At 65.8% G+C, this 14,246-nt stretch carries 13 protein-coding genes; 8 read left to right on the top strand and 5 right to left on the bottom strand.

What is annotated here, in order from left to right; translation table 11 throughout:
• Positions 1-3: 3 nt before the first annotated feature.
• The 5 genes from N536_RS0134500 to chvE are packed head-to-tail and all read right to left on the bottom strand — an operon-like array spanning position 4 to position 4,360.
• Positions 4-222 (bottom strand): hypothetical protein, encoded by a 219-nt coding sequence (locus tag N536_RS0134500; protein WP_029117782.1) that lies wholly within the window; start codon positions 220-222, stop codon positions 4-6.
• A 1-nt stretch (position 223) separates the two neighbouring features.
• Complete coding sequence (locus N536_RS0134495) at positions 224-475, bottom strand: hypothetical protein (RefSeq protein WP_029117781.1); 252 nt, start codon at positions 473-475, stop codon at positions 224-226.
• A gap of 4 nt (positions 476-479) precedes the next feature.
• A complete protein-coding gene (mmsB, locus tag N536_RS0134490) occupies positions 480-1,715 on the bottom strand; it encodes a multiple monosaccharide ABC transporter permease (RefSeq protein WP_029117780.1) in 1,236 nt (411 codons plus the stop codon).
• Positions 1,716-3,257 carry a multiple monosaccharide ABC transporter ATP-binding protein gene (mmsA, locus tag N536_RS0134485; RefSeq protein WP_029117779.1) on the bottom strand — a complete coding sequence of 514 codons (1,542 nt, stop codon included), beginning with the start codon at positions 3,255-3,257 and terminating at the stop codon, positions 1,716-1,718.
• Entirely contained in the window at positions 3,254-4,360 is a 1,107-nt protein-coding gene (chvE, locus tag N536_RS0134480; RefSeq protein WP_029117778.1) for a multiple monosaccharide ABC transporter substrate-binding protein, read from the bottom strand. The genes mmsA and chvE overlap by 4 nt, the downstream gene beginning before the upstream one ends.
• Before the next feature lie 259 nt (positions 4,361-4,619).
• On the opposite strand from chvE, the gene N536_RS0134475 reads away from it, so the two are divergent.
• The 8 genes from N536_RS0134475 (at position 4,620) to araA (ending at position 14,243) form a co-directional block, all read left to right on the top strand.
• Positions 4,620-5,597: an ABC transporter substrate-binding protein gene (locus N536_RS0134475; RefSeq protein WP_029117777.1), complete on the top strand. Its 978-nt coding sequence runs from the start codon at positions 4,620-4,622 to the stop codon at positions 5,595-5,597.
• Positions 5,598-5,697: 100 nt separating this feature from the next.
• Positions 5,698-7,230: a sugar ABC transporter ATP-binding protein gene (locus N536_RS0134470; protein WP_029117776.1), complete on the top strand. Its 1,533-nt coding sequence runs from the start codon at positions 5,698-5,700 to the stop codon at positions 7,228-7,230.
• On the top strand, positions 7,227-8,330 hold the full coding sequence (locus N536_RS0134465) for an ABC transporter permease (RefSeq protein ID WP_029117775.1): 1,104 nt from the start codon (positions 7,227-7,229) through the stop codon (positions 8,328-8,330). Before N536_RS0134470 ends, N536_RS0134465 begins: the two co-directional genes overlap by 4 nt.
• Positions 8,331-8,337: 7 nt before the next feature.
• A complete protein-coding gene (locus N536_RS0134460; protein WP_029117774.1) occupies positions 8,338-9,339 on the top strand; it encodes an ABC transporter permease in 1,002 nt (333 codons plus the stop codon).
• The gene (locus N536_RS0134455; RefSeq protein WP_231514728.1) at positions 9,336-10,364 is read left to right on the top strand and encodes a LacI family DNA-binding transcriptional regulator; all 1,029 of its coding nucleotides are present in this window, start codon (positions 9,336-9,338) and stop codon (positions 10,362-10,364) included. The genes N536_RS0134460 and N536_RS0134455 overlap by 4 nt, the downstream gene beginning before the upstream one ends.
• Positions 10,361-12,031, top strand: coding sequence for a ribulokinase (gene araB / locus N536_RS0134450; RefSeq protein WP_029117772.1), 1,671 nt, complete (start codon positions 10,361-10,363; stop codon positions 12,029-12,031). Before N536_RS0134455 ends, araB begins: the two co-directional genes overlap by 4 nt.
• Positions 12,028-12,732, top strand: coding sequence for an L-ribulose-5-phosphate 4-epimerase (locus N536_RS0134445; RefSeq protein WP_029117771.1), 705 nt, complete (start codon positions 12,028-12,030; stop codon positions 12,730-12,732). The genes araB and N536_RS0134445 overlap by 4 nt, the downstream gene beginning before the upstream one ends.
• Positions 12,732-14,243, top strand: a complete 1,512-nt coding sequence (gene araA, locus N536_RS0134440) for an L-arabinose isomerase (protein WP_029117770.1) — start codon at positions 12,732-12,734, stop codon at positions 14,241-14,243. The genes N536_RS0134445 and araA overlap by 1 nt, the downstream gene beginning before the upstream one ends.
• Positions 14,244-14,246 lie beyond the last annotated feature (3 nt).

The raw sequence follows: 14,246 nt of genomic DNA, 5'->3' as shown, positions 1-14,246 counted from the left end.
CGATCAGGCGGTCGAGCGCCGCACGAGCAATGCGCGCGAGCGTTCGTACGCCCAACTCGCCAGCGCAGATTCGCGGCTGCTGTCATGGCCCGGCTGAGTGGAGAGGTACTCGTGCATCCTGGCCTTGGCGGCGAACCAGGCGGAAGCCGCTTCGGCCGTCGTGTCGGCTCTGGGTCGATCGCTGGCGAGTGCGGTTAGTTCGCGAAGAATGTCGAACGCCACGTCAAAGTCCTTTCGTCCTGCTGTTCTTGCGTCTCTTGATGCCCGTCGAGGGCTCATTGGCCTGCACCCGCAGCCAGGGGCGCCGCAGCTCGCGCTCGCGCTGGGCGGCCTCGGTCGCGACGATGAGATGCATCCGGTCGACGAGTTCGTCCCGGGTCATCCCGAACTCCTCCAGCACCTCGTCGGCGGGCGGACCGCCGTAAGGTGCCCAACTGCGCATGAAGTCGAGGATTTCGCGATCGAAGCGATCCATCAGCCTATGAGCCGCCCTTCTTCTTGTTGTAGATGTCGAAGCCGACGGCGGCCAGCAGGACCAGGCCCTTGATGACCTGCTGCACGTCGCTGCCGATGCCGATGAGCGACATCCCGTTGTTCAGTACGCCGAGCACGAAGCCACCGATGATGGCGCCGAAAACCGTTCCGACACCGCCGCTGGCGGACGCGCCGCCGATGAAGGCCGCGGCGATGGCCTCGAGTTCCATCCCGATTCCCGCCTGGGGCGTCGCGGAGTTCAGCCGGGCGGCGAAGAGCAGACCGGCGAGAGCGGACAGCAGACCCATGTTGACGAACACCAGGAAGGTGACCCGCTTGGTCTTCACTCCGGACAGCAGCGCGGCGGCCCCGTTGCCGCCGACCGCGTAGACCTGCCGCCCGAAGACGGTGCTGCGCATGACGAAGGCGTAGATGACGAACATCACCGCAAGGATGATGCCGACGACGGGCACGCCGCGGTAACTGGCGAGCAGCATGGTGAAGGCGGCGAGGGCGGCGACGATGCCGACGTTCTTGGCCAGGAACAAACCGGGCGCGGAGACGTCGAAGCCGTAGCGGGACTGCGTCCTTCGCTGCCTCACCTGCTGCAGGACTGCCACGACCATGACGAACACGCCGAGGATGACGGTGGGCCAGTGGTAGAGGCTGTTGGCGCCCATCTCGGGCAGGAACCCGCTGCTGACCTGTTGGAAGCTGCGCGGGAACGGCGCGATGGATTGACCCTCGAGCAGATACTGCGTCGCACCGCGGAACACCAGCATGCCCGCAAGCGTCACGATGAACGAGGGAATGCCCACGTAGGCGATCCAAAAGCCCTGCCACGCACCGATTGCCGCGCCCATTAGCAGACAGACCACGACCGCGATCGGCCACGGCATGTGGTTGTGGATCATCAGCACCGCGGACATCGCTCCGATGAAGCCCGCGATCGAGCCGACGGACAGATCGATGTGACCGGAGATGATGACGATCACCATCCCGATCGCCAGGATCAGGATGTAACCGTTCTGCTGCACGATGTTGGTGACGTTCAGCGGCTTGAGCAGGATCCCGCTCGTCCAGACCTGGAACAGGATCACGATCACCGCGAGCGCGGCGACCATGCCGTACTGCCGGAAGTTGCCTTGCAGCGCCGTCTTCAGCCACCCGCCGGGCGAGCGGGGTGGCGGCGCGGGGGCCGGTGCACTCGAGGCGGTGTTCACCGTCGGAGTGGTGGTCATCTAACTGCGTCCCTTCATCATGTAGCGCATCAATGTCTCCTGCTTCGCGTCCTCCCGGGCCACTTCACCGGTGAGACGACCCTCGTTGAGGGTGTAGATGCGATCGCACAACCCGATCAGTTCGGGGAGTTCGGATGAGATCACGATCACCGCCTTGCCTTCGGCGGCAAGGGCATTGATGATCGTGTAGATCTCGTACTTGGCACCGACGTCGATGCCGCGGGTCGGCTCGTCGAGGATCAGCACGTCCGGGTCGGCGAAGACCCACTTGCTCAGCACCACCTTCTGCTGGTTGCCGCCGGACAGGTTGCCCGCGATCGCCCTCACCGACGGCGCCTTGATGCGCATGTCCTTGCGGAAGCGCTCCGCGACCACCGTCTCTTCGTGCTCGTTGATGACCGACGCTCGGCTCACCTTCGACAGCGACGCCAGCGTCACGCTGCGGGCGATGTCGTCCATCAGGTTGAGCCCGTAGTGCTTTCGGTCCTCGGTGGCGTAGGCGATGCGGTGGCCGATCGCCTCGGACACGGTGCGCGTCCGAATTTCCTTGCCGTCCTTGAAGACCGATCCGGTGGCCCGCTTTCCGTAAGTACGGCCGAACACGCTCATCGCGAGCTCGGTGCGCCCGGCTCCCATCAGCCCCGCGAGCCCGACGACCTCGCCGCGCCGCACGTTGATGGAGACGCCGTCGACGACCTTGCGGTGCTGGTCGAGCGGGTGGAACACCGTCCAGTCCTTGATCGCGAACGCGACGTCGCCGATGGGGTGCGACGTGCGATCCGGAAACCGGTCCGCCATGTCACGGCCCACCATGCCGCGGATGATGTGTTCCTCGGTGAGTTCATCGTCGACGGCCAGTGTCTCGATGGTGCGGCCGTCGCGCAGGATCGTGATGGTGTCCGCGACCCGCATCACCTCGTTGAGCTTGTGCGAGATGATGATGCAGGTGAGGCCCTGAGCCCTGAGCTCGACGATGAGGTCGAGCAGGTGCCTGCTGTCTTCGTCGTTGAGCGCCGCGGTCGGCTCGTCGAGGATCAGCAGGTTGACCTTCTTGGACAATGCCTTGGCGATCTCGACGAGCTGCTGCTTCCCAACACCGATGTCGGAGATCCGCGTGCGGGGGCTCTCCCGCAGGCCCACCCGGTCGAGAAGCTTCTGTGCGTGCGTCATCGTCTCGTGCCAGCTGATCACGCCGCCCGTGGCGTGTTCGTTGCCGAGGAAGATGTTCTCGGCAATCGACAGCACGGGGACCAGCGCGAGCTCCTGGTGAATGATGCCGATCCCGCGTCGCTCGCTGGACCGGATGTCCTTGAAATCGCCTGGCTCGCCGTCGAAGACGATCTCGCCTTCGTAGCTGCCGTGCGGATAGATGCCGCTGAGCACCTTCATCAGCGTCGACTTTCCGGCGCCGTTCTCGCCGCAGATCGCGTGGATCTCACCTTTCCGCACGACGAGGTTGACCTCGCTGAGCGCGGTGACGGCGCCGAATCTCTTGGTGATGTCGCGCATTTCGAGAATTGGCGCCGCCACCGCGTCCGTCATGCGAGCTGCGCCGCGGTGTAGTAGCCCGAACCGACGAGGACCTTCTCGTAGTTGGTCTTGTCCACGCTGACCGGATCGAGCAGGAACGCCGGAACCACCTTGACGCCGTTCTCGTACGTCTTGGTGTCGTTGACCTCGGGCTTGCCGCCGGTCAGCAGCGAATCCGCCATCTGCACTGCGGCTTTCGCGAGCTCACGAGTGTCCTTGAACACCGTCTGCGTCTGCTCGCCTGCGATGATCGACTTCACCGACGCAAGTTCCGCATCCTGCCCGGTGACCACAGGCAGTGGATTGGACGGTGTGCCGTAGCCGGCGCTCTTCAGCGCCGAGATGATGCCAAGCGACATGCCGTCATAGGGCGAGAGGACCGCGTCGACCCGGCCGCTGGTGTAGGCCTTGCTCAGCAGGTTGTCCATCCGGGACTGGGCGAGTCCGCCATCCCAGCGCAGCGTCGCCACCTGGTCGAAGGAGGTCTGGCCGCTCTTGACCACGAGCTTGCCGCTGTCGATGTAGGGCTGCAGGACGCTCATCGCGCCGTTGAAGAAGAACGTGGCGTTGTTGTCATCGGGTGAGCCGGCGAACAACTCGATGTTGAACGGGCCCTTGCCCTGTGCGACGCCGAGCTTGTCGACGATGTACGTCGCCTGCAGCACGCCGACCTTGAAGTTGTCGAAAGTGGCGTAGTAGTTGACGTTTTCGGTGCCCCGGATGAGCCGGTCATAGCTCACGACGGGGATCTTCGCGTCTGCCGCGCGTTGCAGGATGTCGGTCAGCGACGAGCTGTCGATCGGCGCGATCACCAAGACCTTGACGCCCTTGGTGATCATGTTCTCGATCTGCGAGACCTGGTTCTGCACGACGTCGTCGCCGTACTGCAGGTCGGTGTCGTAGCCGAGCTTCTTGAACTGCTCGGACATGTTGTTTCCATCGGCGACCCAGCGCTCGGAAGACTTCGTCGGCATCGCGATGCCGACGGTGCCCGTGCGTTCGCCTCCGCCTCCGCCGCCGCCAGCCTCCGGTGCCGTCGACCGACCACAGCCCGCGCTCGTCAGAGCGGCGGCCAGGGCCAGCACGCCCACGGCTCGAACAAAGCTTTTGCGCATCAAATCCTCCGGTTGATTCTGCTTTCCCGCGCGGCCTCGCAGATCGGACCGAGCATGATGTTAGCGCTAACATTTTTTATGATGTGATGCGGCTCACGCATTTGTCAAGCGCCCCCTACTGTGAATGTGAGCGCTCACATGGGGTTGACGTACCGAGAATGTGAGCGTTAACATTCGGCGCATGTAACGCGGGTCACACCGCACCCAGCCCGTCTCCCCGGCGGCCTGCCAATCACATCAAGACATCAAGGGAGTTGTCGTGAAAAGGTTTCTAGCTGCGGTGATAGGCGTCGCCACAGTAGGTGCGCTGGTGGCATGCGGGAGCGGGAAGGCACCAGACGGCGGCGGCTCCGACGGCGGCAAGATCACCATGGGCTTCTCCCAGGTGGGCGCTGAGAGCGGCTGGCGCACCGCCAACACCAAATCCATCCAGGACGCGGCCGCGGCAGCCGGCATCGACCTGAAGTTCTCCGACGCCAACGGCGAGCAGGAAAACCAGATCTCGGCCATCCGTTCGTTCGTTCAGCAGCGCGTCGACGTCATCGCCTTCAGCCCGGTGGTGCGCACCGGCTGGGACGCGGTGCTGCTCGAGGCGAAGAACGCCGGAATCCCGGTCATCCTCACCGACCGCGCCGTCGACACCCAGGAGAAGGACGTCTACAAGACCTTCATCGGCGCCGACTTCGTCCGGGAGGGCCAGTGGGCCGGCGATTGGGTGGTCAAGCAGTACGCCTCGGCGCCAGGACCCGTCAACATCGTCCAGCTCGAAGGCACGACGGGCGCCGACCCGGCGCTGGAGCGCAGTTCCGGATTCGCCAAGGCCATCGCCGCGAACCCCAACCTCAAGGTGATCGCATCACAGACCGGCGACTTCACGCGGTCGGGCGGCAAGCAGGTGATGGAGGCGTTCCTGAAGGCCAACCCGAAGATCGACGTCGTATTCGCGCAGAACGACGACATGGGTCTCGGCGCAGTCGAAGCCATCGAAGCCGCGGGCAAGAAGCCCGGACAGGACATCAAGATCGTCGCCGTCGACGCGACGCACGACGGCATGCAAGCGCTCGCCGACGGGAAGTTCAACTTCCTCGTCGAGTGCAATCCGCTCCTCGGGCCGCAACTGATGGACATCGCCAAGAAGGTCGTCGCCGGTGAATCGGTGCCGGCCCGCATCGTCACCCCCGACGAGACCTTCGATCAACAGCAGGCGAAGGCCGCCCTCCCCGACCGCAAGTACTGACCCCACGAACCGTCGATGCCGCCCGGGTGCCGGAATCCCCCGCCCGGAGCCGGACCCCCCATCCCCGGGCGGCATCGACTACTACCCGAAAGATTCCTAGATGACCGCGCCGCAACAGGTATCCACCGAAATCCCGGTGGTTCAGTTGCAGGCCATCGACGTCGAGTTTCCCGGCGTGAAGGCCCTCGACGGCGTCGACTTCCGTTTGTTGCCAGGCGAAATCCACGCGCTGATGGGCGAAAACGGGGCAGGGAAGTCGACGTTGATCAAGGCACTCACCGGCGTCTACGAAATCGACTCCGGACGCATCACGGTTGACGGCGCCGAGCTGCGCTTCGCCGGTCCGCGGCAGGCTCAGGACGCGGGCATCAGCACCGTGTACCAAGAGGTCAACCTCTGCCCCAATCTGACGGTGGCCGAGAACATTCTGTTGGGCCGCGAGCCCCGTCGCTTCGGCCGCATCGACTACCGCGCGATGAACCGCCGTGCCAGGGAACTGCTGCGCGAGCTCGACCTGACGATCGAGCCCAGCTCCACGCTGGGTGCACATCCCATTGCCGTGCAGCAGCTGGTCGCCATCGCGCGGGCCATGGCGGTCAAGGCGAGGGTCCTGATCCTCGACGAACCGACGTCGAGCCTCGACGCCGACGAGGTCGCCGAACTGTTCCGGGTGATGCGCAGGCTGCGCGACGCCGGGACGGCGATCCTGTTCGTGTCGCACTTCCTCGACCAGGTCTACGAGATCTCCGATCGAATGACGGTGCTGCGCAACGGCCGACTGGTCGGCGAGTACTTGACGTCCGCGCTGGACAAGGTGCAGCTGGTGGCGGCGATGCTTGGCCACGAGCTGGAACTCCTCGAAGAGATCGCGGAGACCGCGACGGACACCATCCGTGCCGACGACCAACCGGTGCTGCGCGCCGAGGGCATCGGCCGCAAGCCGCGCGTGCATCCCGTCGATCTCGACGTCCACCGGGGCGAGGTGGTCGGCCTTGCCGGCCTGCTGGGGTCGGGGCGAACGGAGTTGGCGCGCCTGCTCTTCGGCGCCGACCGCGCCACCAGCGGCACCATCCAGGTCGGCGGCAAACCGGCCGCGCTGCGTTCCCCGCGCGCGGCCATCGCCAAGGGCCTCGCGTTCACCTCCGAGGACCGCAAGGGTGAGGGCATCATCGGCGAGTTGAGCGTCCGGGACAACCTGGTGTTGGCCCTGCAGGCCCGCCGCGGCTTCGCGCGCCCGCTGTCGAAGAAGACCAAGGATGAGTTGGTCGGTCGCTACATGGAAGCGCTCGACATCCGGCCACGGCGCCCAGATGCCTTGGTGAAGAACCTCAGTGGCGGAAACCAGCAGAAGGTGCTGTTGGCGCGGTGGCTGATCACCGAGCCGCAGTTGCTGATCCTCGACGAGCCGACGCGGGGCATCGACGTCGGCGCGAAGGCACAGATCCAGAAACTCGTGGCCGACCTGGCCGCCGATGGGATGGGCGTGGTGTTCATCTCCGCCGAACTCGACGAGGTATCGCGGATCAGCGACCGGATCGCCGTGCTTCGCGACGGCCAGTGCGTCGCGCAGGTCGGGACGGATTGCACCGTCAAGGAACTGACAGCACTCATCGCAGGCGGGACGACGGAATGATCCGGAAACTCACCGCCTCGCCGCTGCTGTGGCCGGCGTTGGCCTTGATCGCATTGCTTGCGGTGAACGTCGTCGTGACTCCGAGCTTCCTGGACGTCCGCATGCAGGACGGTCACCTGTTCGGCAGCGTGATCGACATCCTCCGCAACGGCGCTCCGACGATGCTCGTGGCCCTCGGCATGACGCTGGTCATTGCTTCGCGGGGCATCGACCTCTCGGTCGGCGCCGTGGTGGCGATCTCCGGCGCACTGGCCTGCGCCCACATCGCAGGCTCGGCCAACCCCGCCGACACGGGAACGGTCGTCACCGCGATGGGCATCGCCCTCGGCGTCGCCGTCGTGCTCGGGCTCTGGAACGGAATGCTGGTGTCGGTCTTCGGAATACAACCGATCATCGCCACCCTGGTGCTGATGACCGCGGGTCGCGGGATCGCCCTGTTCGTCACCGAAGGCCAGATCGTCACCGTCACGAGCGCACCGTTCAAGACGCTGGGAGCCGGCTTCGCCTTCGGTCTTCCCGTGGCGATCCTGGTGAGCCTCTCGGTGTTTGCACTGGTGGGTCTGCTGACCCGGCGCACCGCCCTGGGCATGCTGCTGGAATCGGTCGGCATCAACCCGGAAGCCAGCCGGCTGGCCGGCGTGCGTTACCGCACCATCGTGTTCGCCGTGTACGTCTTCTGCGCGTTGTGCGCCGGTGTCGCCGGCCTGATGATCGCATCGAACATCTCCGCGGCCGACGCCAACAACGCCGGGCTGTGGATCGAGATGGACGCGATCCTGGCGGTCGTGATCGGCGGCACCTCGCTACTGGGCGGTCGATTCAGTCTGACCGGAACCATCCTCGGGGCGTTGATCATTCAGACGCTGACCACCACCGTGTACACCGCGGGAATCACCCCCGAGACCACATTGGTGTTCAAGGCGTTGGTCGTGATCGCGGTATGCCTCCTGCAGGCCCCCAAATTCCGAGCGCTGTTGCGGACCCGACGGTCCAAGCGCACCCCCGGCAGCCCCACGCCGACGTCGGCGGTGGACTCGCCTGCCGCTCAACCGCTGTCGATACCCGACCCGTCGGTCACCACCATCCTGGCCTCGAAATGAGCCGACCATGAGCGTCCAGACCACCGTCCGGCGCGGAATCGGTGCCGCGGATCTCACCAAGCGCTTCCGTGGCCGTTACCTGTCGCCGCTCGCCTCGCTGGTGCTGTTCGTGGTGATGTTCGGTGTGGTCGTCAGCCGCTACGACTTCGCCAGCCCGACCCAGGTCTTCCTGAACCTATTGGTGGACAACGCCTATTTGATCGTGCTCGCGGTCGGCATGACCTTCGTCATCATCACCGGCGGCATCGACCTCAGCGTCGGCGCCGTGGTGGCACTGTCCACCGTCATCGTCGCCACCACCCTGCAAGCCGGCTGGCCGACACCCGTGGCCATCGCCACGGTGGTGATCGTGGGACCCACGCTCGGTCTGCTGATGGGCCTCGTCATCGAGTTCTTCGACGTCCAACCGTTCATCGTCACCCTCGCCGGGATGTTCCTCGCCAGGGGACTGTGTTACGTGATCAGCGTCAACACGCTGCCGATCAAGGATCCCCTGCTGCGCGAACTCGGGTTGAAGTACCTGTACCTGTACGAGGACAAGTTCATTCGCTGGACGGTCGTCATCGCGCTCGTGGTCGTGGTGGTCGCCGCCTACGTGCTGCACCAAACCCGGTTCGGACGCACGGTGTACGCCATCGGCGGCAATCGGCAGTCGGCACAATTGATGGGGCTCAACGCCTCCCGGGTGCGGGTGTCGGTCTATGCGATCAGCGGGCTGTGTGCGTCGTTGGCCGGGCTGCTGCTGGCCGTGCAGAAACTCTCCGGCTACAGCCTCAACGGCATCGGCTTGGAATTGGATGCCATCGCCGCGGCCGTCATCGGCGGTGTGTTGCTCTCCGGCGGAGTGGGTTTCGTACTGGGCTCGGTCATCGGCGTGCTGGTCCTCGGCACCATCCAGACATTCGTCACCGCCGAGAACCTGGACTCATACTGGACCCGGATCATGACGGGCGTCCTGCTGCTGGTGTTCGTCCTCGTGCAACGCGTCCTGGTGAGGAAGACCGAATGAACGGCCCCACAGGACAACCCGTGGCGCAGAAACCCGTCATGGCCGACGTCGCGCGACTGGCGGGCGTGAGCCATCAAACCGTGTCACGGGTCATCAACGGTTCGCCCAGCATCCGACCCGCGACCAAGGCGCGCGTCGAGCAGGCCATCGAAGAGCTCGGCTACCGGCCCAATACCGCGGCGCGCGCCCTCGTCACGCGCCGCTCCGGCATCGTCGGGATCGTCGGCACCAACAGCGGACTGCACGGGCCGTCGAGCATTCAGCGCTCGGTGCAGGAGGCCGCCCGCGCGGCCGGGTACTTCTCCAGCCTGGTGCCGCTGGAAGAAGTGACACGCGAGGAACTCCGCAGCGCCCTGGATCATCTCGGCCGCCAGTCGGTCGAGGCGATCGTGATGATCGCCGCCCAGGAAGAGGCGCTCGCCGTCGTGCACTCCGAGGAGGCTGGGGTGCCGATGATCGTCGTGGAAGGCGACCTGTCGGGACGGGGACTCAGTGTCGGCGTCGACCAGATCGACGGCGCACGCCAAGCCACCCAACACCTCATCGACCTCGGGCATCGCGCCATCTACCACGTGACGGGACCGCTGACCTACACGGAGGCCAAGGGCCGCCGCACCGGCTACGAGGACGCAATGCAGGCAGCGGGACTGACACCCCGAGCCGACTGGGAGGGCGACTGGACAGCCGCCCGCGGCTACCAGATCGGGTGTGAGCTGGCGCGCGAAGGCGGTGCCACCGCAGTATTCGTCGCCAACGACCAGATGGCGATCGGCGTGCTGCACGCGTTCGCCGAGGCACGACTGCGGGTTCCTGACGACATCAGCATCGTCGGTTTCGACGACATTCCCGAGGCCGGGTACCTGAATCCCGCGTTGACGACCGTCCGGCAGGACTTCAACGCGGTGGGCCAGAAGGCCATCGACCTGGTCACTGCAACGCTCAACGGAGTGGCTGCCAGTGTGCCGCTGCTTCACCCCGAACTGATCATCCGCGACAGCACTGCCCCGTACGAGGAGACGCCATGAGTGGCGAGAAATACACTGTGGGTGTCGATTTCGGCACCCTATCCGGACGCGCACTCGTCGTGCGCGTGAGCGACGGCCACGAGCTAGCCAGCGCCGAACACGTCTACGAGCACGCCGTCATCACCGATGCGCTGCCCGGTAACCGGGACATTCGGCTGCCCCACCAGTGGGCGTTGCAAGTTCCCGCGGATTACGTCAACGTGCTGCGCATCGCCGTCCCCGAGGCACTCTCGCTGGCCGGGATCGATCCGGCAGACGTGATCGGCATCGGCACCGACTTCACGGCCTGCACCATGGTGCCGGTGCGCGCCGACGGCACACCGCTGTGCGAGCTGGAGCAGTTCGCCGACCGGCCCCACGCGTACGCCAAGTTGTGGCGGCACCATTCGCCGCAGCCGCAGGCAGACCACATCAATGCCGTTGCCGCCGAACGCGGTGAATGGTGGCTCGAGCGGTACGGCGGCCTGATCTCGAGCGAATGGGAGTTCGCGAAGGCGCTCGAGATCCTGCAGGAGGATCCGGAGGTGTACCAGGCGATCGACCGCTGGGTCGAGGCCGCCGACTGGATCGTGTGGCAGCTGTCGGGAAGCTACGTGCGCAACGCGTGCAGCGCGGGCTACAAGGGCATTCGCCAGGACGGCAAGTATCCGACGCGGGAGTTCCTCGCGGCGCTGCACCCGGACTTCGCCGACTTCGTCACCGAGAAGCTGGATCAGCCGATCGGCCAACTCGCCGATCGGGCCGGATCACTGACCGCGCAGGCCGCGGAATGGACCGGACTGCCGGAGGGAATCGCCGTCGCCGTCGGCAATGTCGACGCGCACGTGACCGTCGCCGCGGCCGACGCCATGGAGTCCGGACAGCTGGTGGCGATCATGGGGACGTCGACGTGTCACGTGATGAACTCCGACGTCTTGCGCGCCGTCCCAGGAATGTGTGGCGTGGTGGATGGCGGAATCCTCGCCGGTACTTGGGGATACGAGGCCGGACAGTCGGGGGTTGGCGACATCTTCGCCTGGTTCGTCGCCAACTGCGTCCCCGAGAGCTACCACGTCGCCGCCCGTGAGGCGGGGGTGTCGCTCCACGAGCACCTCACCGATCTCGCAGGACGGCAGCGGGTCGGCGAGCACGGCCTGGTCGCGCTGGACTGGCACAGCGGGAACCGTTCGGTACTCGTCGATCACGAACTGTCTGGCGTGATCATCGGGCAGACCCTGGAGACCACCTGCGTCGACATGTACCGGGCGCTGTTGGAGGCCACGGCCTTCGGCACGCGGATGATCGTCGAGACGTTCGTCAACAGCGGCGTTCCCGTCACCGAGCTGGTGGTGGCCGGCGGACTGCTCAAGAACCGCCTCCTGATGCAGATCTACGCCGACGCGGTGGGTCTCCCCCTCTCCACGGTGCCGTCGGCACAAGCTCCGGCACTCGGCGCCGCCATCCACGCGGCCACCGCCGCGGGCGCGTTCAGTGACGTGCGCGGTGCGGCGAAGCAGATGGGCCGACGAATCCGCAACGCGTACACACCGATTCCCGAGAACGTCAGAGCCTATGACGAGCTCTACAGCGAATACGTAAAGGCCTATGACTGGTTCGGCCGCGGCAACGACATGATGCGTCGACTGCGTCGAATCGGATCGCGCGAACCCCAGGGAGCACTGCAATGACGATCACCTCCGACATCGACCGCGTGGTCGCCAAGTTGCGTCAGGAGGTCTGCGACCTGCATGCCCACCTGACCCGGTACCAGTTGGTGATCTGGACCGCGGGCAACGTCTCCGCGCGTGTACCCGACCGCGACCTCATGGTGATCAAACCGTCTGGGGCCGATTACGATTCGCTGACCGCCGACGACATGGTGGTCTGCGACCTGTACGGCAACCTCGTCGACGGCACCCTCTCGCCGTCGTCGGACACCGCCGCGCACGCGTACGTCTATCGGCACATGCCCGAGGTCGGCGGCGTGGTGCACACCCATTCCACCTACGCCACCGCGTGGGCCGCACGCGGCGAGCCGATCCCGTGCGTGCTGACGATGATCGCCGACGAGTTCGGCGGCGACGTCCCCGTGGGACCGTTCGCCCTCATCGGCGACGACTCGATTGGCCGCGGTATCGTTGAAACGTTGCAGAACAGCCGATCCCGCGCCGTGCTGATGCGCAACCACGGACCGTTCACCATTGGCCGCACCGCCCGGGAGGCCGTGAAGGCGGCGGTGATGGTCGAGGACGTGGCGCGCACGGTCCACGTCAGTCGCCAACTCGGCACCGCATCCCCCATCGCCCCGGACGATGTCACCGCGCTGTTCGAGCGCTACCAGAACGTGTACGGCCAAGCCGACACCGCCACCATTCAGGAGACCCAGTAATGATCGCGTCCCGACTCGTCGACAGCCAGGTCTGGTTGATCACGGGCAGCCAGTCCATGTACGGCGAGCAGATCCTCGAGCAGGTGGCTCACCAATCCCGAACGATCGCCGAGCAACTCGACGCCAGCACGGAGATGGCCGTCCAGGTCCGCTGGCTTCCGGTGGTCACCGACTCCGATCAGATCGCCCGCGTGCTGGCCGACGCGAATGCCAGCCCGGAGTGCATCGGCGTGATCGCGTGGATGCACACGTTCTCGCCGGCGAAGATGTGGATCCGCGGGCTGAAGACTCTGCGCAAGCCTCTGCTGCACTTCCACACCCAGTTCGGTGTCGAATTGCCGTGGGACACCATCGACATGGACTTCATGAACCTCAACCAGGCCGCGCACGGCGACCGGGAGTTCGGCTACATCCAGTCGCGCCTTTCGACGTCGCGCAAGACGGTCGCCGGTCACGTCAGCGACCCGCGGACTCGCAGTCGAGTCGGCAATTGGGCGCGCGCGGCGCTCGGCAACGCCGAGATCTCGACCATGAAGGTCGCTCGGTTCGGCGACAACATGCGGGGGGTCGCCGTCACCGAAGGTGACAAGGTGGAGGCCGAGGCCCACTTCGGCGTGTCGATCGACACGTACGGCGTCAACGATCTGGTCGACGTGGTCAACCGGGTGCGGCCCGCCGACATCGACAAGTTGGTGCGGGAATACGAGGGCAGCTACGAGATCGCCGCGGAGCTACGGCCCGGTGGTGACCGGCACGCGTCGATGCGGCACGGTGCCCAGATCGAACTCGGCTTGCGGAAGTTCCTGCAGGACGGCGGGTTCCACGCGTTCACGACGAACTTCGAGGACCTCGGCGGGCTGCGCCAGCTGCCGGGGCTTGCCGTGCAGCGTTTGATGGCCGACGGTTACGGTTTCGGCGGCGAGGGCGACTGGAAGACCGCCGTCATGCTGCGCACGGTGAAGGTGATGGCCGAAGGCCTGCCGGGCGGTACCTCGTTCATGGAGGACTACACCTACGACTTGACGCCCGGCCGGGAGCGCATCCTCGGTGCCCACATGCTCGAGGTCTGCCCGACCATCGCAGCCGGTGTGCCGACCCTGGAAGTCCATCCGTTGGCCATCGGCGGGCGTGAGGACCCCGTGCGGCTCCGCTTCACCGCCGCACCCGGGGACGCGGTGATCATCGGGATTTGCGACATGGGTTCACGATTCCGGTTGGTGGCCAACGCGGTTCGGGTGGTCGAGCCAACGGCGGCGCTGCCGAACCTTCCCGTCGCCTGCGCCGTGTGGGAGCCGTTGCCGTCCTGGTCCACCTCGGCGGAGGCGTGGCTGATCGCCGGCGCGCCGCACCATACGGTGCTGACCACCGCGGTCGACACGGAGACCATCGACGACTTCGCCGCGATGACGGACACCGAGCTGCTCATCATCGACGCCGACACCACGCTGCGGGGCTTCCAGCACGAGGTGAAGTGGAACGACGTCTACCACCACGTCGCGGCAGGGCTGTGATCG

The organism is Mycobacterium sp. URHB0044 (assembly GCF_000620625.1).
GTDB lineage: Bacteria > Actinomycetota > Actinomycetes > Mycobacteriales > Mycobacteriaceae > Mycobacterium.
Note: the sequence above shows the minus strand (reverse complement) of the source record. Positions and strands in the feature narration are given on the sequence as shown.